This is a genomic window from Mycobacterium sp. NGS40 (assembly GCF_059812735.1).
Map to the genome: position 1 here is coordinate 625,485 of NZ_JCALDG010000001.1, position 21,145 is coordinate 646,629.

The following is a 21,145-nucleotide window of genomic DNA, read 5'->3' on the forward strand; positions in this document are numbered from 1 at the left end:
CGATGAGCTCTTGCGGTCCTCCAAGTCGCGTCAAGTGTCAGCGCCTTGGCACCGCCACCGCGCGCACGAAGTTCTCGGCGAATACGTCGCACACCGTGTCGACGTCCGGCATCGACCACCCGGGTACATTCGGCAACACCGGCCGGGTGAGCATGTGAATCAGGATGGGGCCCAACAGTTGTTGGGCCAGCAGCGGCACGGGCAGGTCGCGGATATGCCCGGCACGGATCTCGGCTGCGAACCAGCCGCCGAGAACGGCGAGCAGGCGCGGTGGACCGTAGGCCGCAAGGGATTGCACGGCCGGACTGGTGGGCCGCGCGAAGGCTTCAGCGAAAATCGCCGGGGCAACCCGGGGTTCGCGGCTCAGCGCATTCGACACCGTTCGGTAGAAGCCGCGCACCATTTCGAGTAAGTCATCGCCGGGACGCGCCAGGTATTCCTCGATGTCCAGGATCGGGCTGTGCAGTTCGAAGACCGCTCGCATCAACTCGTCGCGTCCGCCGAATACCGCATGCAGGCTGTAAACCGAGCAATCGGCGCGGGCGGCGACGGCTTCCAATGTTGCTGCGGCAAGGCCGGATTCGCTGATCAGCGCTGCGGCGGCAGCCACCGCCCGGGTGCGAACGGGAGGCAAGCCGCCGGGGTCGACCCCGGCGGCGCGGACCGCGTCGTTCAGAGCGGTGCGTGATCCCTCGAAGCGCCGCAGCAGGGTGCTGCGCGAGATGCCGGCCTCCGCGGCGATCATCGCGACCGGAACGTCGGCGACGTCCTTGCCCAGCTTTTCCGCGGCGCGTAGGGCGGCCTCCACCACTTGTGGTGTCGACACCGGTCGGGCCATACCACCTCCTCCGCCTTCGTGATACATTACTTTATGTAGTCTGCAATTGTATTCCAAACTCCAAAGGAGTGTCGAGCGATGACGAAAGTTCTGCAGACCCAGGTATGTGTCGCCGGGGGCGGGCCCGCCGGCATGGTGCACGCTCTGCTGCTCGCCCGTGCCGGCATCCCGGTGGTGGTTTTGGAAAAGCACAACGATTTTCTGCGGGACTTCCGTGGCGACACCGTGCACCCGAGCACCCTGCGGATCATGGACGAGCTGGGGTTCATCGACGAGTTCTTGAAGCTGCCCCACACCAAGATCGACCGTCTCGCCTTCGACACCGGTGGCTCGATTCGCACGTTGGGCAACTTCAAGGTACTCAAACGGCTCGGCTTCAAACAGCCTTATATCGCCATGATCCCGCAGTGGGACTTTCTCGACTTTCTCGCTGAAAAGGCTTCTGCCTATCCGGAATTCACCTTGGTCCGCAATGCGGAGGTCACCGATCTGGTCTTCGACGGCAATCGCGTGGTCGGTGTGCGCACGCCGGAGCTGGAAGTGCGCGCGCAGTTGGTGGTAGCCGCCGACGGGCGCAAGTCCGCGGTGCGCGCCGCCGCGGGCCTGCAGACCGCGCAGGCGCACTCTCCGATGGACGTGCTGTGGTTCCGGCTGAAGTGGCGTCCCGGCGATCCGCGGGAACTGTTCGGGGTAGTTCGCAAGGGCCTGATGATGGCCATGATCTACCGGGGCGACTACTGGCAGGTCGCCTATCTGATGCCGAAGGGAGCCAGCCCGCGCGGTGGATCGCTGGAGGAGTTCAAGGAAAAGATCGTCACCGCGCAACCGCGGCTACGCGAGCATGTCAACGATCTGACCTCGTGGGACGACACCAGCGAGCTCGACGTGCGGGTAGACCGGCTCGACACCTGGTGGCGCACCGGGCTGCTGTGCATCGGTGATGCCGCGCATGCGATGTCGCCGGCCGGTGGGGTCGGCATCAACCTTGCGGTAGCCGACGCGGTGGCCGCGGCCAACATCCTGTGTGCTCCGCTGCGCGAAGGCCGGCTGACCGACGCCGACCTGGCCAAGGTGCAGCGGCGCCGCGAGCTGCCCACCCGGATCGTCCAGGCGGCCCAGGTGTTCGCCCAGGACCGGGCGGTAGCCCCCAATTTGAGTGGCGACCTGTCGCCGATCCAGATCCCGAAGATCATCGGATGGGGCCCGCTGCAAGCGCTTCCGCCGATTCTTGTCGGCCGCGGTCTCCGCCCCGAGCATGTCCGCACTCCCGACGTGCACACAACTTGACGCTTGCCTGCGTCCGCAGCGGGTATACGGCTGCGGTGACATTGACGGAATCAGCCTGTCCGAAACGCATGGAGTTCGGGCCGTGCGGGGGCGTGCGGCCGGACGGTCAGTGCGAAATGCGTTCTGGCGCGTGCATATTCGCTGAAGTCGTGCCCTGGTCGGGGATCGTGCCGGCAACGCGGCCGGTTCGCGCGCCGTTGGTGCTCACCGACTTCAGCGCTACGCCGTTCGACCGCAACGACATTGCGGCGACGGCCGCTGTCCTGGCGCCCGGATGTGACGCCGTCCTGGTAGGCGAGCACCAGAACAAGCCCGATTTCCCTCCCACGCTGATGGGCTCGCTACTGGTCGATGCCGGCGTCACGCCGTGGATCACGCTGTCGTGCCGGGACCGCAACCGGGTGGTGCTCGAGCAGGAACTCAGGGGGCTGCACAGCATCGGCGTCGAAACCGTGCTGTGCGTGACCGGAGACGGACGGGGCTACGACGTGCGCCCGGACGTCACGCAGACCTTCGACCTCGACGGGCCGCGGTTGGTCTCGCTGGCCGCATCGGTGGGCACGATTGCAGCGGTGCCCGAAACGCCCACCGCGCCGCCCGTTTCCGCCCGGCCCGATCGGTTGGTGGAGAAGCAGCGCGCGGGAGCGAGTCTGGCGGTGCTCAATCACGTCCCGTTCCCTAAGATGATCGCCGACTTCATGGCGGCGGCCGTATCGGCGGGGTTGTCGATCCCGGTGATCGCGGCCGTCGCGGTGTTCACCGACAGCGTTTCCGCGGCGGTGCTGCAGGGGCTGCCCGGACTTGAACTCGACGAAAGCGTCACCGAGCGGGTGCTGGGCGCGGCCGACCCGGTGGCCGCCGGGATCGCGGCCGCCGTCGACGAGGCGCGCGCGCTGCTCTCGATCGACGGTGTGGCGGGCGTCAACGTCTCCGGTTTGGCTTCGGCGTCCGGTGGCCGGTTGGGCGCGGAAATCAAAGCCGAGGTGGGCCGACTGATCCGAGCGGAGGCGTCATGACCGAGGCGATGGAGGCCGAATTCGGCACGGTGGCGGAATGGACGGCGCAAGTGGCGGTGGACCTCGGCTCGCAGTACCACGTGCCCGCGGGGTGCCGGGGCAGCGGCAGCCCGGCCGCTTTGGACTGGCTGATCGAGCAGATGGAATTGCAGCCCGGCGCGCGGCTGTTGGACTCCGGCGCGGGCGTCGGGGGGCCCGCCGCGTACGCGGCGCAATCGCGGTCGGTACGGCCGGTGCTCGTGGAGCCAGAACTCGGTGCGTGTCGTGCCGCCGCAATGCTGTTTGACCATCCGGTGGTGTGCGCTGATGGGGCCGCGTTGCCGTGGCCGAACGAAACATTCGACGCCGCTTGGTCTTTGGGGGTGTTGTGCACGACGCCGGATCAACTCAGGATGCTCGAGCAACTGCGGCGGATCGTGCGTCCGGGCGGAAGTATTGGATTGCTCGTCTTCGTGGCGCGTGACGAGGGGGCCGCCAATCAGCTTGAGGGCAACCACTTTCCGACATCCGACAGCCTGCTCGGCTTGATAGGAAGGTCCGGTTTGCGGGTTGAGCAGTGGACCGCAACGTCAGGTCTGCCCGCCATACCCGAGGAGTGGAATCAGCGTGTCGACGCCGTCGAGAAGGCGCTCGGCGAGCGGCACGGGCACACCGAGGTCTGGCGGCTGGCCGAACGCCAGAGTTCGGCCATCGGTGACCTGCTGGCCGACGGGAAGCTCACCGGCGAGCTGCTGGTGTTGCGCCGCGCCTAAGAATTCTGCCCAACCCGGAATGCGACGCCGTGCGGGCACGGTTGTAGTAGGGCGTGACTATCAGACTTGGATTGCAGATCCCGAACTTTTCCTATGGCACGTCCGTCGCCGAGTTGTTTCCCGCGGTCAAGGCGCAGGCCGCCGAGGCCGAGGCCGCCGGATTCGACACCGTGCTGCTGATGGACCACTTCTATCAGCTGCCGGGGTTGGGGGAGCCCGACGCCCCGATGCTCGAGGCCTACACCGCACTGGGAGCGCTGGCCACGGCGACCGAGCGCGTGCAGCTCTCGACGCTGGTGACCGGCAACACCTATCGCAACCCGACCCTGCTGGCCAAGGCGATCACGACACTGGACGTCGTCAGTGCCGGGCGCGCGATTCTGGGCATCGGGGCGGGCTGGTTCGAACTGGAACACCAGCAGCTGGGATTCGACTTCGGCACGTTCACCGAGCGCTTCGAAAAGCTCGACGAAGCGCTGCAGATCATCGTGCCGATGCTGCACGGTGAGCGACCCACATTCGACGGAAAGTGGTACCACACCGAGAGCGCGATCAACGAGCCCCGTTACCGCGACCACATCCCGGTCATGCTCGGCGGCAGCGGCGAGAAGAAGACGTTCCGGTTGGCAGCCCGCTACGCCGACCACCTCAACCTGATCGCCGACATCGACGCGCTGCCCGGCAAGCTGGAGGTACTCCGGCAGCGCTGCGCCGAGATCGATCGCGACCCGGCGACGCTGGAGACCAGCACCCTGTTGACGGTCGTACTCGACGATGCGCCCGCCGACATCGGCGAGGCGCTCGGCGGTCGGGCGGTCATCGGCACCGCAGACCAGGTAGCCGATCAAATCAAACGCCGGGTGCTCGACGTGGGCGTCGACGGCGTGATCGTCAACCTTCCGACCCACGGTTACACGCCCGGCGTCATCACCAAGGTGGGCGAGGCGCTGCGACCACTTGTCGATGCGTAATCATGGTGCTCGCTGAATACTCAAGTGGCAGAACATCACTACTGCGATGACGTCGCGGCGTCGTTGCCGTTCAGCGGGGTCGCCGACCCGGCTCCGGTTGTCGATGCGTTGAGATTGGCGGGATTCGCGGAGGTTGACGTCGACATCCACGGTGGACAGCGGCAGCGTGCCGTGTTGCTGGCTCGTTGAGAAGTGAAGGGCGGCAACGTGAGTCGGCTCGCAGAATACTGATCCCTGTACCTCGCATACCTGAAGTGCTGTAACGAGCACGATTTCGATGGCATGGCGTCGTTCTACACCCCGACCATCCAGGTCAACGACGCCCCGATGGATCCCGCCGCCGTTGCGGCGCAATTCGCGCCGATAATCTCCGCGTTTCCCGATTGGCATTGGGACCTGCGGCATCTCGTCGTCGACGACGACTACATCTCGACCCACTTCACCGTCACCGGCACCCATCGCGGCGTCTTCGAGGGCGTGCAGCCCACCGGCCGCCGAGTGAGCCTGTCGCAGTTCACTCTTTATCGCGTCGAAGACGGCAAGTTCGCGCAGGTGTGGGACCTAGCCGAGATGGGCGCGATCATGCCGCAGATCGGCCAGGGTTAATTACGCCGACCTCAGTGCGCGCCGGGCGGCAGGCCGGGTGGCGTGGTCGGTGTCGTGGTCGGCAGGTAGGTGGTGGTCAGACTCGGAGTGACCGTGACGGTGCTCGTGCTGACCGACGGCGGGGGCAGCACGGCCGTGGTGGTCACCGTCGTCACGCTGCTGGTCGTCGTGCTGGGCGAGGTGGACGACGCCGACGCCGCGGCAATCACACCGCAGGCCACGCGCTTGTTCGCCTCACCGGTGGGAGCACTGCTCAGGTTGTCCGCGCTCTGGTGGACGATCAGCGACGTACCCGAGCTGTTGCGCAGGTCCGCGGCCGTCAGCAAATTGGTGGTCGTCACGAGCTTCGCCGAGCCGTCAGAGCGCACCTGCAGTGCGGTCAGGTCACCACTGGCGGGAAAACCCGTGTGATCCGACGCCTGGTAGACGTTCCCCGCAGATTCGAAGTCCGGCGCATCACATTTGCCGGCCGCGTGGACCATCAGCGCGTGGAAACCCGGCGTCAGCACCTGGTTAGGGCCGGCATCGACGGTCACCGTTGCGTAGCCGTTCGCGAAATCGATGGTTGCGGTTGCGACCTGGGTTCCGTCGGCGCTCTTCAGCTGCGTGGTCAACCTTTCCGCGCCAGGCGGCGCGCTGGACGACGACGTGGCGGCCTGGTTGCCCTGCTGATTCGCGCATGCGGCCAGCGGAGCAATGGTTGCGGTCAGCGCCGCGACAGCGAAGGATACGCGCTTATTCATAGGCCGGATCTACCCGCCTCGGCCGATGCCGAAACGAAGGTGAACGTTGATGAGCAGGCGCACATTTAACGACCGGATCGGGGCATCGGCGCTCGCCTTCGTCGCCTATACCGCGGTGATGCTGGTGCTGGAACGGCGCATGCGCGCGACCGGCGGCCCGGGGATCATCCGATTTGAGTTGGCCGGCAGTGCTTCTCGGGCCGAGGCCATCATGGCCGCTTGGGGCGGCGACGGTCGGCGTGCCGCAGCGATATCCACCTGGCTGGATTTCGGCTACATGGCCAGCTACGGCAACCTGTTGGCCCTGCTGGTGGAACGCACCCGCCGACGGTGTGGCCACCCGGCCGGCCTGCCGGCTCTCGTGGGTGTCGCGGTCGCCGGAGACGCGGTCGAGGGCGTATCGCTGCTCAACGTGCTGCGCGGCAACCGCGTCGCGGACAACGCGCGGCGCGCACGCACCGCGGCACTGATCAAATTCGCCGTGCTCGTCGTATGGCTCGCGTACATCGCGGTGGGTTCGATGCAGCCGTCAGCGCAAGAACGTGGCGTGGGCGACTTGTGAGGGCAGCCGCGCGCGACCCTTTGTTCAGGCCGAGCGGCGGATGCCGCGGTTGCGGCCGATGTCGCCCTTGAGCAGCATGTCGCGCTCGGATTCGGACAGGCCGCCCCAGACCCCGTACGGCTCACCGACGTCGAGTGCGTGCGAGCGGCACTGCTGGATCACCGGGCACTGCCGGCACATTTCCTTGGCGCGCTGCTCACGCTGCATGCGGGCGCGGCCACGCTCGCCGTCGGGGTGAAAGAACATCGAGGAGTCGACGCCGCGGCACAGTCCTTGCAGCTGCCAGCTCCAAATGTCTGCGTTGGGACCAGGTAGCTGCTCCGGCTGTGGCATGGCTAGTTCCCTCTCTGCACGGCACGCCCAAGTGAGGTTTGGTTCGCAAAGTGAGTGTGCAACTGATTTAAGGGTGGCGTCACCGATGACTACCCGTCATTGCTAGAACTTAGGTGGGGCGGTGAATTTACGTCAATAGGCGCTTAGTGTGACAAAGTATATAGAGGTTGGAGCAGAATTAACTCCGCGTTCATCCGCCACGCATTTGGCGTAGGAGAACGGTGCTACCAGGGACTTGACCAAACCGAGATTTCCCAGCTCAGAGCCCGAGGGCGGTCAGACGCCATTTATTACAGAGATGATCGTGATTAACATTTCAGTAACACCAGCAGCACGAACTGTTTACTACTATCACCGTGATTGAAACTGGTCACACGTCGACGATTGCGCGGACGCTGTCCGCGGCCGCCTTCGGCGACCAGCCGGCCCGCTGGCCGCTGCCGACGGCGCGGACCCCGAGCGAACTCTGGCTGCGGGCCGTGGCGGCCGGCGGGCAGGGCCGTTACGGCAGCGCCTACCGGGATCTGGCGGTACTGCGCCGCGAGGCGCCGGCCGGCCCGCTGGCCTCGTTGGCTCACAGCACCCAGGGATCGTTTCTGCGTCAACTTGGTTGGCACGCACGGGCCCGGGGCTGGGACGGTCGTGCGCTGGCGCTGGCCGGCACCGATGCCGAAGCCCGCGCCGACGCGTTGATCGGATTGGCCGCCGATGCGTTGGGCGTCGGCCGTTTCGCCGCCGCGGCCACACTACTGGAGCGCGCGGACGCGGCCGTGGCGGCGGGCGTGCCGGACCGGCTGCCGGTGCGCCGGCGCTGGGTGGCCGCCGAGCTGGCGATGGCCCGGGGCGACGGCGCCGTCGCGGTCGGTCATGCCGAGCGTGCCGTCGACCTCGCGCACGCCATGAAGCAACCCTCGGACCGGCACCGGGTCAAAAGCGACGTGGTGCTCGCTGCCGCGCTGTGTAGTGCCGGCGAGATGGACCGCGCCCGTGCCGTGGCCGACGCGGCGCTGGACGCCACCGGCCGTCTGGGCCTGATACCGCTCCGTTGGGCCTCGGCTTGCTTGCTGTTCGATATCCAAAGCGTCACGATTTCCGGGCCGAAATTGGCCGAAATTCGGGATATCTGCGCAGGCCAGGTGCGGCGCGCCGGTGGAACGTGGCCTTCCGCCTGAATCCGCTTCCGGCCGTTATTGTCATTGCGAGAGTTAGCCCGCGATGTGCCTCGTTTGTAACGTTGGAGATACCGCCGTCGATGACAATTCAAGCGGAACGTCTCGACGCTGTGGTTGCCGAAGCCGTAGCGGGAGATGGAAACGCCCTACGGGAGGTGCTGGAGACCATCCGTCCGATTGTGGTGCGATATTGCCGGGCGCGAGTCGGCACCGTCGAGCGGGGTGGCCTGACAGCCGACGATGTGGCTCAGGAGGTGTGCTTGGCGACTCTGACAGCCCTGCCGCGCTACCGCGATCGAGGACGTCCCTTTCTGGCCTTTCTGTACGGCATCGCGGCGCACAAGGTGGCCGACGCCCATCGCGCCGCCGGCCGCGATCTCGCCTACCCTTCCGAATCCGTACCCGAGCGCTGGTCGTCGGAGGCAGGCCCCGAGCAGCGGGCCCTGGAAGCCGATTCGGTCAGCCGCATGAACGAATTACTCGAGATCCTGCCCGCCAAGCAGCGCGAAATTCTGATTCTTCGCGTCGTCGTCGGTCTGTCTGCCGAAGAGACCGCTGCCGCCGTGGGCGCAACACCAGGAGCCGTCCGGGTAGCTCAACACCGAGCTTTGTCGCGGCTCAAATCCGAGATGGTTGCGGCGGGGGATTATGCCTGAATTTAGGCCTGAATCTGGTTTTACGGACCGACCGGGGCTCGACGAGTTGACCCGGAGCGATCTGCTCCTCGACGCTCTCGCTGAACGTGCGCCGATCGATGTCGACGATCCCAACGAGGACGCGCTCACCGCACTGCTGGGGGATTGGCGCGACGACCTGCGGTGGCCCCCGGCCAGCGCCCTGGTGTCGCCGGAGGAGGCCGTCGGAGCGCTGCGCGCCGGAATGATCGAGCAGCGACGTAGCCGGCGCGGCCTGGCGACGATCGGTTCGGTGGCGGCGACGTTGATCGCCCTCAGCGGTTTCGGCGCCATGGTGGTCGAGGCGCGGCCCGGTGGAACGCTCTACGGCCTGCACTCGATGTTCTTCGACGAGCCGCGGAGCAACCAGAACCAGATCATGTTGTCCGCCAAGGCCGATCTGGCGAAGGTGCAGCAACTGATCGACAAGGGGCAGTGGACCCAGGCCGAGAATCAGCTGGCCGAAGTCAGCAGCACCGTTGCGTCGATGAACGACAGTGCCGGCCGCAAGGAATTGTTGGACGAGATCGATCTGCTGAACGCGAAAGTCGATTCCCGCGATCCGAACGCGACGCTGCCGCCGGCCGCGCCGGCCCCGAACTCCGTGGTGCTGCCCGCTCCGCTGTCCCCGAAGGCAATCAACCCGAGCGCAACCCCGTCGGCGCCCCGGAAATAGCCCCGATCGGGTGGCCCAATCCCTTAGTGGCGGCGGTGAAATCCGTCGGCGTCTGACGTCGCCTCGTTGAGTGAGGCGTCGGCGTACCCCCGGCAGTAATCCCACGTGACGTAGGCGTCCGGCTCGGGGTCGTAAGCAGGCTCGTGCGGGCGGACGGTCCCGTCGATCAGCAGCTGCAGCAGGTTGGCGCGCAGCATGTCCCAGTCGTGGTAATGGTCTTGCTGACACTCGTCGCAACACACCACGAGTCCACGAATTCCCCTGTGCGCCAACAGGGCTTCGTACACGGCCAGATCGGCCAGGTCCGCCTCTACCGCCATCCGCTCTTGCTGATCCAGCGGTTGTCCGGGTTCGACGGCGTCCAGCGCCGCCGACGGGTCACATGGGTCGTCCGCGAAAGGGTCGGGTGGCAAACCCGGGGGGAGGTGGTCACGCACGCCCCTAGCCTACGCAGCCAGGCCGTGGTAACGCCAGCAGGCAGGTGCGCGTCGATTGGGCCGGGCGGCGCGCCAACAGGTGCGACTCCCCGGCGTTCGGGACCGATAGGATGGGATTCTCGCTCCTCGCGCGTATGGAGGGTTTCACCGATGTCCCGTGGCACGTCCCACCTCGAAGACAGCTCCGACCTGGTCGCAAGCCCCTACCTGCGGGTCGGCGGGCTGGCCGACGAAGGGGTGCCGACCGGGGGAGACAACCCCAACAAGGTGGCGATGCTGGGCCTGACCTATGACGACGTGTTGCTGCTGCCCGCTGCCTCCGACGTGGTTCCGTCCACCGCCGACACTTCCAGCCAGCTAACGAAAAAGATCCGGTTGCGGGTGCCGCTGGTCAGCTCCGCGATGGACACCGTCACCGAGTCTCGGATGGCCATCGCGATGGCCCGGGCCGGCGGCATGGGCGTGCTGCACCGCAACCTGCCGGTCGCCGAACAGGCCGGCCAGGTCGAAATGGTCAAGCGGTCGGAAGCCGGCATGGTCACCGATCCGGTGACCTGCCGCCCGGACAACACCCTGGCCCAGGTCGACGCGCTGTGTGCCCGGTTCCGGATCTCTGGCCTGCCCGTCGTCGACGACTCCGGCGCGCTGGTCGGCATCATCACCAACCGCGACATGCGCTTCGAGGTCGACCAGACCCGCCCGGTCTCCGAGGTGATGACCAAGGCGCCGCTGATCACCGCCCGCGAGGGCGTCAGCGCGGACGCGGCGCTGGGCCTGTTGCGCCGCAACAAGATCGAGAAGCTGCCCATCGTCGACGGCCATGGCAGGTTGACCGGGCTGATCACCGTCAAGGACTTCGTCAAGACCGAACAGCACCCGCTGGCCACCAAGGACAGCGACGGCCGGCTGCTGGTGGGCGCCGCCGTCGGCGTCGGCGGTGACGCCTGGGTGCGCGCGATGATGCTGGTCGACGCCGGGGCCGACGTGCTGATCGTGGACACCGCGCACGCGCACAACCGCACTGTGCTGGAGATGGTCGGCAAGCTCAAGGCTGAGGTCGGCGAGAAGGTCGAGATCATCGGCGGCAACGTCGCGACCCGCTCGGCTGCCCTGGCGCTGGTCGAGGCCGGCGCCGACGCCGTCAAGGTCGGGGTGGGACCGGGCTCGATCTGCACCACCCGGGTGGTGGCCGGGGTCGGGGCACCTCAAATCACGGCGATCCTGGAAGCCGTCGCGGCCTGCGGACCGCACGGTGTGCCGGTCATCGCCGACGGTGGACTGCAGTACTCCGGCGACATCGCCAAGGCGCTGGCCGCCGGCGCGTCGACGGCGATGCTGGGCTCGCTGCTGGCCGGCACCGCCGAGGCGCCCGGCGAGCTGATCTTCGTCAACGGCAAGCAGTTCAAGAGCTATCGCGGCATGGGCTCACTCGGCGCCATGGCGGGCCGCAGCGGGGCTGGGACCAGTGGCCGGTCCTACTCCAAGGACCGCTACTTCGCCGACGACGCGCTCTCCGAGGACAAGCTGGTCCCCGAGGGCATCGAGGGCCGGGTGCCGTTCCGCGGCCCGCTGTCGTCGGTGATCCACCAGCTGACCGGCGGCCTGCGCGCGGCGATGGGCTACACCGGCTCGCCGACCATCGAGGTGCTGCAACAGGCGCAGTTCGTCCGGATCACCTCGGCCGGACTCAAGGAAAGCCACCCGCACGACGTCACGATGACCGTCGAAGCACCGAACTACTACGCCCGGTGAGCAGCGAACTGAACATGGTCGAGATCGGCATGGGCAGAGTCGCCCGTCGCACCTACGAACTCAGCGAAGTCAGCATCGTCCCGTCGCGACGCACCCGCTCGTCGCAGGACGTGTCGACGGCCTGGCAGCTGGACGCCTACCGGTTCGAGATCCCCGTCGTGGCCCACCCGACCGATGCGCTGGTGTCGCCCGAGTTCGCGATCGAGCTGGGCCGGCTCGGCGGGCTGGGCGTGCTCAACGGCGAGGGCCTGATCGGCCGGCACGCCGACGTGCAGGCCAAGATCGCGCAGCTGGTCGAGGCCGCCGAAAAGGAGCCCGAACCGTCGGCGTCGATCCGGCTGCTGCAGGAGCTGCACGCGGCGCCGCTGAACCCGGACCTGCTGGGCGCCGCGGTGGCCCGCATCCGTGAGGCCGGCGTGACCACCGCGGTCCGGATCAGCCCGCAGAACGCCCAGTCGCTGACCCCGGTCTTGCTGCAGGCCGGCATCGACCTGCTGGTCATCCAGGGCACCATCGTCTCGGCCGAGCGGGTTGCCTCCAATGGAGAGCCGCTCAACCTGAAGAGCTTCATTTCCGAACTCGACGTGCCGGTGGTCGTCGGCGGTGTGCTCGACCATCGCACCGCGCTGCACCTGATGCGCACCGGCGCCGCCGGCGTCATCGTCGGCTACGGCTCCACCCGGGGCGTGACCACCAGCGACGAGGTGCTGGGCATCAGCGTGCCGATGGCCACCGCGATCGCCGATGCCGCGGCCGCGCGCCGCGAATACCTCGACGAGACCGGCGGTCGTTATGTGCACGTGCTGGCCGACGGCGACATCCACACCTCCGGCGAGCTGGCCAAGGCCATCGCCTGCGGCGCCGACGCGGTGATGCTGGGCACTCCGCTGGCCGAAAGCGACGAGGCGCAAGGCGATGGCTGGTTCTGGCCGGCCGCGGCGGCGCACCCGTCGTTGCCGCGTGGCGCGCTGCTGCAGATCGCCGTCGGTGAGCGCCCGCCGCTCGAGCAGGTGCTCAACGGACCGTCCGACGACCCGTTCGGCAGCCTGAACCTGGTCGGTGGGCTGCGCCGGTCGATGGCCAAGGCCGGCTACTGCGACCTGAAGGAATTCCAGAAGGTCGGCCTGAACGTCGGCATTTAGCTCTTTGGCGTCGAGCGTCACACCAGCGTGGCCGTCACCGCCTAGCGTCACGCCAAAGTGACGACTGGGAAAACACTGGCTCGTTACTGGCCGGTAAGTTCATACTGGTGGGGATGAAGCCAGATTTTGACGTCCTGATCATTGGTTCGGGGTTCGGCGGCAGCGTCAGCGCGCTGCGGTTGACCGAAAAGGGTTACCGCGTCGGTGTTTTGGAGGCCGGGCGGCGCTACGCCGACGACGAGTTCGCCAAGACGTCGTGGGACCTGCGCAAGTTCCTGTGGGCCCCGCGGCTCGGTTGCTACGGCATTCAGCGCATTCACCCGCTCAAAAACGTGCTGATCCTGGCCGGCGCCGGGGTGGGCGGCGGGTCGCTGAACTACGCCAACACGCTCTACGTGCCGCCGGATCCGTTCTTCAACGACCAGCAGTGGAAGCACATCACCGACTGGCGCAGCGAGCTGATGCCGCACTACGAGCAGGCGAAGCGCATGCTGGGCGTCGTCACCAACCCGACCTTCACCGACGCCGATCGCATCATGAAGGAGGTCGCCGACGAGATGGGCTGCGGCGACACCTTCGTGCCCACCCCGGTCGGGGTGTTCTTCGGTCCCGACGGCACCAAGACACCCGGGCAGAAGGTGCCCGACCCGTTCTTCGGCGGGGCGGGCCCGGAGCGCACCGGCTGCCTGGAATGCGGCTGCTGCATGACGGGTTGTCGCTATGGCGCCAAGAACACCTTGTTGAAGAACTACCTTGGTCTCGCGGAATCAGCTGGGGCGCAAGTCATTCCGATGACGACGGTGAAGAGCTTCGAGCAGCGCTCCGATGGGCTGTGGGAGGTTCGCACCGTGCGCACGGGAAGCTGGCTGCGCCGGGACCGGCGCACCTATACCGCCAGCCACCTGATCCTGGCCGCGGGCACCTGGGGCACCCAGCATCTGCTGTTCAAGATGCGTGACACGGGCCGATTGCCGCGTCTCTCAAAGCGTTTGGGAGTGCTGACCCGGACCAACTCGGAGTCGATCGTCGGCGCCGGACGGCTGGAGGTCAGCCCGGATCTGGACCTGACGCACGGGGTGGCGATCACGTCGTCGATCCACCCGACGTCGGACACCCACATCGAACCCTGCCGCTACGGCAAGGGCTCCAATGCGATGGGGCTGCTGCAGACCCTGATGACCGACGGCCCGGGGGCCGACGGCCCCGATGAAAACTATGTGCCACGGTGGCGGCAGCTGCTCGACGCCGGCGGTGAGGACCCGCGAAAGATGTTGCGGCTACTCAATCCCCGGCAGTGGAGCGAGCGCACGATGATCGCGCTGGTGATGCAGCACCTGGACAACTCGATCACCACGTTCACCAAACGCGGCAAGCTGGGCATCCGCTGGTATTCCAGCAAGCAGGGGCACGGCGAGCCGAACCCGTCGTGGATCCCGGTGGGCAACGAGGTGACCCGCCGCATCGCCGAGAAGATCGACGGCGTGGCCGGTGGCACCTGGGGCGAGCTGTTCAACATGCCGTTGACCGCGCACTTCCTGGGCGGCGCGGTGATCGGCGACAGTCCCGAACGCGGCGTCATCGATCCGTATCACCGCGTCTACGGCTACCCGTCGCTGCTGGTGGTGGACGGCGCGGCGATCTCGGCGAATCTCGGTGTGAATCCGTCGCTGTCGATCACCGCGCAAGCCGAACGCGCCGCGTCGTTGTGGCCCAACAAGGGTGAGGTCGACCAGCGACCGCTGCAGGGCGACGACTACCGGCGGCTGGACCCGATTCCGCCGAGCCACCCGGTGGTGCCGGCCGATGCGCCCGGCGCGCTGCGGTGGCTGCCGATCGACCCGGTGAGTTCGGTCGGCTAGCTCGCGATCACCTCGAGCGGCGCGCCCTTGACCACCATGCTGCGCTCGCCGTGCACGTTGACCGGCACGTCGCCCATCAGGGTGACCCGGTGCATCAGCCGCTTCTGGTCGTCGTAGTCGTCGATCGCCCGGTGTTGGGTCGCGCGGTTGTCCCAGATGGCGACGTCACCCGTCTCCCAGTGCCAGCGAATGGTGTTCTCGGGCTTGGTGATTCGCTTTTGCAGCAGTTCCAGCAGCGCGCTGGACTCGTGGCTGTCCAGGCCGACGAAGTTGCGCACGAAGTTGCCCGCGATCAGCGCGCGCTCACCGGTCTCCGGATGCACCCGCACCACCGGGTGTTTGGTCTGGAACTCCTGCTTCTCGAACGCCTGCCGGAACGCCCGCTGCGCGTCGCTCATCGACAGAACCGCTTCGGCGGTCACGTAGTCGTAGCGGTTGCTGTGCAGCGCCCACAGATTTTCGACGAGGCACTTCAACGGCTCGGGCAGGTCCTCGTAGGCCGCGACCGTCGAGGCCCATAGTGTCGATCCGCCGTAGCGGGGCAGGGTGATCGCCCGCAGGATCGAGGCCGCCGGGTAATTCGCCGCGAACGTCACGTCGGTGTGCCAGCGGTTGGCCTTGCCGTAGTCGGAGTTGATCGGGGTGACGACCGGCGCGCCTTTGGCCGCGAGCGCACCGGCGGCCGGATGGCCGACGGGCGTGCCCAGCAATCCGCCGAATGCCAGCTGCTGCTGGTCATCGAGGTGGTGCTGACCGCGGAAGAAGATGACCTTGTGGGTCAGCAGCGCCCGGCGGATCTCCTCGACGGCGGCCGGGTCGAGGTCGCCGCCGAGGTGCACCCCGTCGACCCGGGCACCGATCCGGCTGCCCAGCTTGGTGACGGTTATCTGGTTTGTCATGTCTGTCGTCCTTGCCTGAAACTTGGGGTGTAGTCAGTTGACTAACCCAGAGTGTAGTCAAACGTATACAGATTCGGCAAGGGGGAGTGGACATGAAAATTCTCGCCGCAAAGCAGCAGGTCAGCCAGGAAATTCGAGGAAATCGCCGGTTGTCAGGATGCGCTGGCGTCCAGCGCGGCAGCCACTTCGTTCTGCTCCATCTCGGCCACCTCGAGGTAGACCTCGGCCACCTGGGTCAACCGATCGCTGCCCGGTTCGCGACCCTGGAGCAGGGTGGCCAGCGCCGCCACGGTGCGGGCGGCAAAGATGTCGGCGACCATCACGGTGGGGGTGTCGAGCCAGGCGCGCACCCGCGCGACCAGCTGGGTGGCCAGCACCGAATCCCCGCCGAGGCCGAAGAAGTCGTCGTCGGCGCTCAGCGCCTCGACCCGAAGCAGGCCGGCGGTGATGTCGGCCAGCGCCCGTTCCAGGGGCGTCGCCGCCGCCCGCCGGCCCGTGCCCGCGCCGGCGGCCCGTTCCCGGACGGCACGCGCGAGCCGTTCGCCCGCCACCTTCCGGTCGATCTTTCCGCCGACGGTGTAGGGGATCTCGGGGACCAGCACGATGAGGTCCGGAACCATGTGCGGCGGAACCAATCCGGCCACCGCGGCGGTGAGCTGTGCCGGTGTCAGCGCGGGATCGGTGACCCGGGCCAGCGCCGCCAGCTGCTCGCGCCCGGCGCCCCGGATCACCGCGGCGACGGCACCGTCCACCGACTCCAGCCGATTGAGCGCACCCTCGACCTCGCCGAGTTCGACCCGATAGCCGCTGATCTTGACCCGGTAGTCGGCGCGGCCGACGAACTCCAGCGTTCCGTCCGGTAGATAGCGCGCCAAATCGCCGGTGCGATACCAGTTCTCGCCGTCATGCTCGACGAACTTGTCTTCGGTCAGGTCCGGCCGGCCGCGGTAGCCGCGGGCGATGCCGCGCCCGCCGACCCAGAACTCGCCGGGAACCCAATCGGGACAGTCGGATCCGTCGGCGGCAACCACGCGGCAGCGGTTGTTCGGCAACGGGCGGCCGAACGGAACCGCGGCCCAGTGCTTCGGCAATTCCGCGGCCTCGCAGATGGTGTTGTGGATGGCCGTCTCGGTGGCGCCGCCGAGTCCGGCGACGCGGACCCGCGGGGCCTGGGCGCGCAGCGCGCGCACCATCTCGGTGCGCACCCAGTCGCCGCCGGTGGGCACCACGCGCACCGACGAGATCCGTCCCGAGTTGACCGCGACCAGCATCTCGAGCCAGCCCGGCAGCCAGTGCAGCACGGTGACCTGGTGTTGTCCGATCATCCGGGCCCAGGCGTCGGGATCGCGCCGCTGCTCCTCGTCCACCACCACGATCGAACCGCCGGCGCGCAGCATGCCGAAAATGTCCAGCACCGAGATGTCGCATTCCAGGGTGGACAGCGCCAGGCACCGATCGCCGGCGCCGATCTCGAAGTGGGAGTTGATGAACTCGACGGTGTTCATCGCGGCGTCGTGGCTGACTTCCACACCCTTGGGTTCACCGGTGGAGCCCGAGGTGAACAGCACGTAGGCGACGTCGGCCGGGTCGGTGACGGCCGGTTGGGTGCCGGCAGCGACAGGCAGGCCCTGCGCGACGGCCTCCGACACCGTCAGCGCGGGCACCGGCAGGTCGTCGAGCCCGGCGGGCCCGCACACCAGCGCCGAGTGCACACCCGCGCCGCCCAGGATGCGTGCGGCGCGATCGGCCGGCTGGTCGACGCCGATCGGCAGGTACACACCGCCGGCGGCGTGAATGCCCAGCAGCGCCGGGATCTGCTCGGCGGTCTTGGGACCCAGCACGGCGACCGCGTCGCCGCGTCGCACCCCGCGTGCCCGCAACGTCGCACAGACGGCAAGGGCTTGCTCGCGTAACTGCGCGTAGGTCAGGTCGCCGAGGCTGCTGTACACCGCGGGCGCATCGGGGTGCGCCGCCGCGCAGCGAAAGAAGCCGTCGTGCAACGCTTCTGCGCTCGGCACCGTGGTCACACCGTTGAGCTTGGCGCGCACGGCGCGCTGTTCTGCCGGCAGCGCGGGCGGGTCGGGTGCCTCCCAGGCGTCGTCGTCGTTGGCCAGCCGGATGAGCTCGGCGACGTGGTAGGCGAACATCGCCTCGGCGACGCCCGGCCGAAACGCGTCCGCGCGCACGTCCCAGTTGACCAGCAGGCCGCCGTCGAACGGGGTGGCCTGGGAGTCCAGCAGTACCTGCGGCCCCTGCGAGATGTGCCAGACGCACGTGCCGAACTGTTCGGTGACCTCGCCGTCGAACAGGTCGCCTAGTCCGAGCCCGCTGGTGAAGACGAAGGGCGCCAGCGTGGGCATGCCGCGGTGCCGGGTCAGATCGCGCAGGATCGACAGCCCCGAGTAGCTGGAGTGTGCGGCGCTGGCGTGCAGCGACTCCTGCAGGGCGCGCGCCCGGGCCGCCGCGGTCGGCGCGTCGGTGAGGTCGACGTCGAGCATCAGCGACGTGGTGAAGTCGCCGACGAGTTGGTCGACGTCGGCGTGGAACGGCTCACGGCCGAACATCGGCAGGTTCAGCAGGAACCGCGAATTGGTGGACCAGCGCGCCAGCGTCCCGGCGTAGGACGCGGCGATCGCCATCGCCGGGGTGATGCCGCGCTTATGCGCCGCGGCCAACAGCGCCTCGCGAATATCGGCGTCGAAGTAGTGCCAGAGCCGGATGTTGCGGCGCGGATTGGCCTGTTCGGAGGCCGGCACCAGCGGCGGCGACGGCGGTTCGGGCAGGTCGGGCACCCGCTCGGCCCACCACTGGCGGTCCGCCTCGGACACCGGGGCGGCCGCCGTCAGCGCGGCCCGGTACTCCCGGTAGGTGTAGCCAAGCTCGGGCAGCTCGCCGCCGCGATAGAACACGGCCAGGTCGGCCATGAAGTTGCGGTAGCTGACGGCGTCGGCGGCCGACATGTCCATGTCGACGTGCAGGCGGGTGCGCCCGCCGGACCGGAGCGTCAGCGCGATTTCGAGCACCACGCCGTGCAGGATCTGGTGCGATTTCGCGTCGCGGATCTCCTCGAGCCGCTGCTCGGCCGCGGCGGCGTCGAGGCCACGCAGGTCGATCACCTCGACCGGCAGCCTGCGGTCGGTGATCCGCTGAGTGCCGTCGGGCAGGATGTCCACCCGCAGCATCGGATGACGTCGGGCCAGCGCGGCCGCGGCGTCGCGCAGCCGGTCGGGGTCCACACCGGTGCCGTCGAACTCCACATACAGGTGTGGGGCCACGCCGCCGAGTGCCTGTTCTTCGTTGCGGCCCAACCACAACGCGTGCTGGATGGGAGCCAACGGGAAGGTTTCGCCCCCCTCGTCGTCGGCGGCTTGGGGCTCCTCGTCGTTGGGCGCGCTGTCGCGCAGCGCCGAGACCATCCGCGTCCACGCGGAGACGGTCGGGCTCTCGGCCAGGGCGGCGAAACCGATGTCAATGCCCTGCCGCCGCCACCGGCCGGACAGCGACATCATCCGGATCGAGTCGAGTCCGGAGGCGATGAGGTCGGCGTCGGGGTCCACTTCGTCGGGGGCGACGCCGAGGAGTTCGGCGACCTGCTCTCGGACGGTGAGTGAGCTCGTCGCGGCGCGACCCATTGTGTGAAACCTCTCAGCAATTAGTGAAGGCTGCCCTAACTATGTGGAGGCTACCCTATATTAGGCTTCTCTCAGGTAACTTACCCCCGGAAGGGCTGCCAACCGCGATGAGCACCGGATTTCATCCCGACGCCGAGGTCGGACACCACGAAAGTGTGCACCTCGCAACGGGATTCGTGCCGTTCCCGAGCGACCGGGCGGACTCCTATCGGCAGGCGGGCTACTGGGCCGGGCTACCCCTGGACTCGATTTTGCGCGAGGCCGCGCACCGTTGGCCGGACCGCTGCGGCATCGTGGATGCCCGCGTCAGCTACACCTTCGCCGAATTCGACGCCCTGGCCGACCGCATCGCCGGCGGCCTGATCGAGCTCGGCTTCGTCGCCGGCGACCGGGTGTTGCTGCAACTGCCCAACTCCTGCCAATTCGCGTTGGCGCTGTTCGGGCTGTTGCGGGCCGGTGTGGTGCCGGTGATGTGCCTGCCCGGCCACCGCACCGCCGAACTGAGCCACTTCGCCGACGTCAGCGGCGCGGTCGGGATGATCATCACCGACCAGGCCGGCGGCTTCGACTACCGGGAGATGGCCGCCGCGCTGATGCGCGAGCGGCCGCGGTTGACCAGGGTGCTGGTCGACGGCGACCCCGGCGACTTCCGGGCCTGGTCCGACGTCGCGACCCTCGCCGGCCCGGACGGCCGGGCAAACCCGGCGCCGGATCCGGGGCTGCCCGCGTTGCTGCTGGTCTCGGGAGGCACCACGGGCCTGCCCAAACTGATCGCCCGGACTCATGACGACTACCGCTACAACGCGTCGGCCTGCGCCGCCGCGTACGGGATGACCGGCGCGGACGCCTACCTCGTGGTGTTGCCGGCCGGGCACAACTTCCCGCTGGCCTGTCCGGGTCTGCTGGGTGCGATCACCGTGGGCGCCAAAACCGTGTTCACCGACGACCCCAGCCCCGAGGCGGCCTTCGCGCTGATCGACCGCCACCAGGTCACCGTCACGGGGTTGGTCAACGCGCTCGCCAAGCTGTGGGCACAGGCCTGCGATTGGGAGCCCGTGCTGCCGGCCTCGCTGCGGGTGGTCCAGGTCGGCGGGTCGCGGCTGCTGCCCGACGAGGCCCGGTTCATCCGGGAGAACCTGACGCCGGGTACGCAGCAAATCTTCGGGATGGCCGAAGGGATGCTCAACTTCACCCGCCCGGGCGACCCCGCCGATGTGGTGGACAACGTGCAGGGCCGGCCCATGTCGCCCGCTGACGAGATGAAGGTTGTCGATGAGAACGGCGACGAGGTGGCCCCGGGAGCCGAGGGCGAGCTGCTGGTGCGCGGGCCGTACACGATCAACGGCTATTACCGCGCCGACGAGGCCAACGCCCGCTGTTTCAGCCCCGATGGTTTTTACCGCAGCGGCGACCGGGTACGGATCTTCGCCGACGGCCCGCGGGCGGGATATGTCGAAGTCACCGGGCGGATCAAGGACGTGATCCACCGGGGTGGCGAGACCGTCTCGGCGTCCGACCTCGAGGAACACCTGCATGCCCATCCCGCCGTGGCCGACGCGGCGGCGGTCGCCTTGCCGGATCAGTACCTCGGCGAAAAGATCTGTGCGGCAGTTGTTTTCAAGGGCACACCGGTCACCCTGGCCGAGCTCAACGGATTTCTCGATGGCCGTGGCGTCTCTGTCCACGCCAAGCCCGACGTACTGGAAGCCATGCGTTCGCTGCCCAAAACCGCGGTGGGCAAGGTGGACAAAAAGCAAATCGTCGTAAGCCTGACCCAGGCATGAACGACGCTCC

General features: G+C 67.8%; 19 protein-coding genes and 1 pseudogene. 14 read left to right on the forward strand and 6 right to left on the reverse strand.

Going from position 1 to position 21,145, the window contains the following annotated elements; translation table 11 throughout:
• Positions 1-37: 37 nt before the first annotated feature.
• Positions 38-838 carry a TetR family transcriptional regulator gene (locus AC5Y5O_RS03165; protein ID WP_500023676.1) on the reverse strand — a complete coding sequence of 267 codons (801 nt, stop codon included), beginning with the start codon at positions 836-838 and terminating at the stop codon, positions 38-40.
• Positions 839-916: 78 nt separating this feature from the next.
• On the opposite strand from AC5Y5O_RS03165, the gene AC5Y5O_RS03170 reads away from it, so the two are divergent.
• From AC5Y5O_RS03170 to AC5Y5O_RS03195, 6 genes are read left to right on the forward strand one after another with little or no spacing between them, the layout of a single operon-like run.
• Positions 917-2,125 (forward strand): FAD-dependent oxidoreductase, encoded by a 1,209-nt coding sequence (locus AC5Y5O_RS03170; RefSeq protein ID WP_500023678.1) that lies wholly within the window; start codon positions 917-919, stop codon positions 2,123-2,125.
• A 35-nt stretch (positions 2,126-2,160) separates the two neighbouring features.
• Positions 2,161-3,141, forward strand: a complete 981-nt coding sequence (locus tag AC5Y5O_RS03175; protein WP_500023680.1) for a methylenetetrahydrofolate reductase — start codon at positions 2,161-2,163, stop codon at positions 3,139-3,141.
• Positions 3,138-3,893, forward strand: coding sequence for a class I SAM-dependent methyltransferase (locus AC5Y5O_RS03180; protein ID WP_165796303.1), 756 nt, complete (start codon positions 3,138-3,140; stop codon positions 3,891-3,893). The genes AC5Y5O_RS03175 and AC5Y5O_RS03180 overlap by 4 nt, the downstream gene beginning before the upstream one ends.
• 53 nt (positions 3,894-3,946) lie before the next feature.
• Complete coding sequence (locus tag AC5Y5O_RS03185; RefSeq protein ID WP_096284964.1) at positions 3,947-4,864, forward strand: LLM class F420-dependent oxidoreductase; 918 nt, start codon at positions 3,947-3,949, stop codon at positions 4,862-4,864.
• Positions 4,865-4,888: 24 nt separating this feature from the next.
• Entirely contained in the window at positions 4,889-5,053 is a 165-nt protein-coding gene (locus AC5Y5O_RS03190) for a hypothetical protein (RefSeq protein ID WP_500023683.1), read from the forward strand.
• 45 nt (positions 5,054-5,098) lie between these two features.
• Positions 5,099-5,470 (forward strand): ester cyclase, encoded by a 372-nt coding sequence (locus AC5Y5O_RS03195; RefSeq protein ID WP_500023763.1) that lies wholly within the window; start codon positions 5,099-5,101, stop codon positions 5,468-5,470.
• Positions 5,471-5,481: 11 nt separating this feature from the next.
• Here AC5Y5O_RS03195 and AC5Y5O_RS03200 read toward each other — a convergent pair whose 3' ends face one another.
• Entirely contained in the window at positions 5,482-6,213 is a 732-nt protein-coding gene (locus tag AC5Y5O_RS03200; protein ID WP_096284968.1) for a superoxide dismutase family protein, read from the reverse strand.
• A gap of 49 nt (positions 6,214-6,262) precedes the next feature.
• On the opposite strand from AC5Y5O_RS03200, the gene AC5Y5O_RS03205 reads away from it, so the two are divergent.
• Positions 6,263-6,775, forward strand: a complete 513-nt coding sequence (locus AC5Y5O_RS03205) for a hypothetical protein (RefSeq protein ID WP_500023685.1) — start codon at positions 6,263-6,265, stop codon at positions 6,773-6,775.
• A gap of 24 nt (positions 6,776-6,799) precedes the next feature.
• On the opposite strand, the gene AC5Y5O_RS03210 is transcribed toward AC5Y5O_RS03205, so the two are convergent.
• Positions 6,800-7,108, reverse strand: coding sequence for a WhiB family transcriptional regulator (locus tag AC5Y5O_RS03210; RefSeq protein WP_036466967.1), 309 nt, complete (start codon positions 7,106-7,108; stop codon positions 6,800-6,802).
• 356 nt (positions 7,109-7,464) lie between these two features.
• On the opposite strand from AC5Y5O_RS03210, the gene AC5Y5O_RS03215 reads away from it, so the two are divergent.
• The 3 genes and pseudogenes from AC5Y5O_RS03215 to AC5Y5O_RS03225 form a co-directional block, all read left to right on the forward strand.
• On the forward strand, positions 7,465-8,280 hold the full coding sequence (locus tag AC5Y5O_RS03215) for a hypothetical protein (RefSeq protein ID WP_500023687.1): 816 nt from the start codon (positions 7,465-7,467) through the stop codon (positions 8,278-8,280).
• 80 nt (positions 8,281-8,360) lie between these two features.
• A complete protein-coding gene (locus tag AC5Y5O_RS03220; protein WP_207768468.1) occupies positions 8,361-8,936 on the forward strand; it encodes a sigma-70 family RNA polymerase sigma factor in 576 nt (191 codons plus the stop codon).
• Positions 8,929-9,621: pseudogene (locus tag AC5Y5O_RS03225) on the forward strand (anti-sigma-D factor RsdA); the annotation flags it as partial. The gene AC5Y5O_RS03220 and the pseudogene AC5Y5O_RS03225, both read left to right, overlap by 8 nt.
• Positions 9,622-9,653: 32 nt before the next feature.
• Here AC5Y5O_RS03225 and AC5Y5O_RS03230 read toward each other — a convergent pair.
• Positions 9,654-10,067: a DUF5319 domain-containing protein gene (locus tag AC5Y5O_RS03230; protein ID WP_096284976.1), complete on the reverse strand. Its 414-nt coding sequence runs from the start codon at positions 10,065-10,067 to the stop codon at positions 9,654-9,656.
• 150 nt (positions 10,068-10,217) lie between these two features.
• Here AC5Y5O_RS03230 and guaB point away from each other — a divergent pair, with 150 nt between their 5' ends.
• The 3 genes from guaB (at position 10,218) to AC5Y5O_RS03245 (ending at position 14,820) form a co-directional block, all read left to right on the forward strand.
• A complete protein-coding gene (gene guaB, locus AC5Y5O_RS03235) occupies positions 10,218-11,819 on the forward strand; it encodes an IMP dehydrogenase (protein ID WP_096284978.1) in 1,602 nt (533 codons plus the stop codon).
• Positions 11,820-11,833: 14 nt separating this feature from the next.
• The gene (locus tag AC5Y5O_RS03240; RefSeq protein WP_096290894.1) at positions 11,834-12,961 is read left to right on the forward strand and encodes a GuaB3 family IMP dehydrogenase-related protein; all 1,128 of its coding nucleotides are present in this window, start codon (positions 11,834-11,836) and stop codon (positions 12,959-12,961) included.
• Between the two features lie 113 nt (positions 12,962-13,074).
• Positions 13,075-14,820: a GMC oxidoreductase gene (locus AC5Y5O_RS03245; protein WP_500023690.1), complete on the forward strand. Its 1,746-nt coding sequence runs from the start codon at positions 13,075-13,077 to the stop codon at positions 14,818-14,820.
• On the opposite strand, the gene AC5Y5O_RS03250 is transcribed toward AC5Y5O_RS03245, so the two are convergent.
• Both AC5Y5O_RS03250 and AC5Y5O_RS03255 read right to left on the reverse strand, forming a co-directional pair.
• On the reverse strand, positions 14,817-15,719 hold the full coding sequence (locus AC5Y5O_RS03250; protein WP_500023692.1) for a TauD/TfdA dioxygenase family protein: 903 nt from the start codon (positions 15,717-15,719) through the stop codon (positions 14,817-14,819). The two genes, AC5Y5O_RS03245 and AC5Y5O_RS03250, sit on opposite strands and share 4 nt — an antisense overlap.
• A gap of 152 nt (positions 15,720-15,871) precedes the next feature.
• A complete protein-coding gene (locus AC5Y5O_RS03255; protein WP_500023694.1) occupies positions 15,872-19,351 on the reverse strand; it encodes a non-ribosomal peptide synthetase in 3,480 nt (1,159 codons plus the stop codon).
• A gap of 107 nt (positions 19,352-19,458) precedes the next feature.
• On the opposite strand from AC5Y5O_RS03255, the gene AC5Y5O_RS03260 reads away from it, so the two are divergent.
• On the forward strand, positions 19,459-21,135 hold the full coding sequence (locus AC5Y5O_RS03260; RefSeq protein WP_096284986.1) for a (2,3-dihydroxybenzoyl)adenylate synthase: 1,677 nt from the start codon (positions 19,459-19,461) through the stop codon (positions 21,133-21,135).
• The last annotated feature ends 10 nt before the right edge of the window (positions 21,136-21,145 follow it).

Excerpts from the sequence above, each read along its gene's own strand:
- AC5Y5O_RS03165 (WP_500023676.1), bottom strand. The coding sequence starts at position 838 with ATGGCCCGACCGGTGTCGACACCACAAGTGGTGGAGGCCGCCCTACGC.
- AC5Y5O_RS03170 (WP_500023678.1), top strand. The coding sequence starts at position 917 with ATGACGAAAGTTCTGCAGACCCAGGTATGTGTCGCCGGGGGCGGGCCC.
- AC5Y5O_RS03180 (WP_165796303.1), top strand. The coding sequence starts at position 3,138 with ATGACCGAGGCGATGGAGGCCGAATTCGGCACGGTGGCGGAATGGACG.
- AC5Y5O_RS03200 (WP_096284968.1), bottom strand. The coding sequence starts at position 6,213 with ATGAATAAGCGCGTATCCTTCGCTGTCGCGGCGCTGACCGCAACCATT.
- AC5Y5O_RS03205 (WP_500023685.1), top strand. The coding sequence starts at position 6,263 with ATGAGCAGGCGCACATTTAACGACCGGATCGGGGCATCGGCGCTCGCC.
- AC5Y5O_RS03210 (WP_036466967.1), bottom strand. The coding sequence starts at position 7,108 with ATGCCACAGCCGGAGCAGCTACCTGGTCCCAACGCAGACATTTGGAGC.
- AC5Y5O_RS03220 (WP_207768468.1), top strand. The coding sequence starts at position 8,361 with ATGACAATTCAAGCGGAACGTCTCGACGCTGTGGTTGCCGAAGCCGTA.
- guaB (WP_096284978.1), top strand. The coding sequence starts at position 10,218 with ATGTCCCGTGGCACGTCCCACCTCGAAGACAGCTCCGACCTGGTCGCA.
- AC5Y5O_RS03240 (WP_096290894.1), top strand. The coding sequence starts at position 11,834 with ATGGTCGAGATCGGCATGGGCAGAGTCGCCCGTCGCACCTACGAACTC.
- AC5Y5O_RS03245 (WP_500023690.1), top strand. The coding sequence starts at position 13,075 with ATGAAGCCAGATTTTGACGTCCTGATCATTGGTTCGGGGTTCGGCGGC.
- AC5Y5O_RS03250 (WP_500023692.1), bottom strand. The coding sequence starts at position 15,719 with ATGACAAACCAGATAACCGTCACCAAGCTGGGCAGCCGGATCGGTGCC.
- AC5Y5O_RS03255 (WP_500023694.1), bottom strand. The coding sequence starts at position 19,351 with ATGGGTCGCGCCGCGACGAGCTCACTCACCGTCCGAGAGCAGGTCGCC.
- AC5Y5O_RS03260 (WP_096284986.1), top strand. The coding sequence starts at position 19,459 with ATGAGCACCGGATTTCATCCCGACGCCGAGGTCGGACACCACGAAAGT.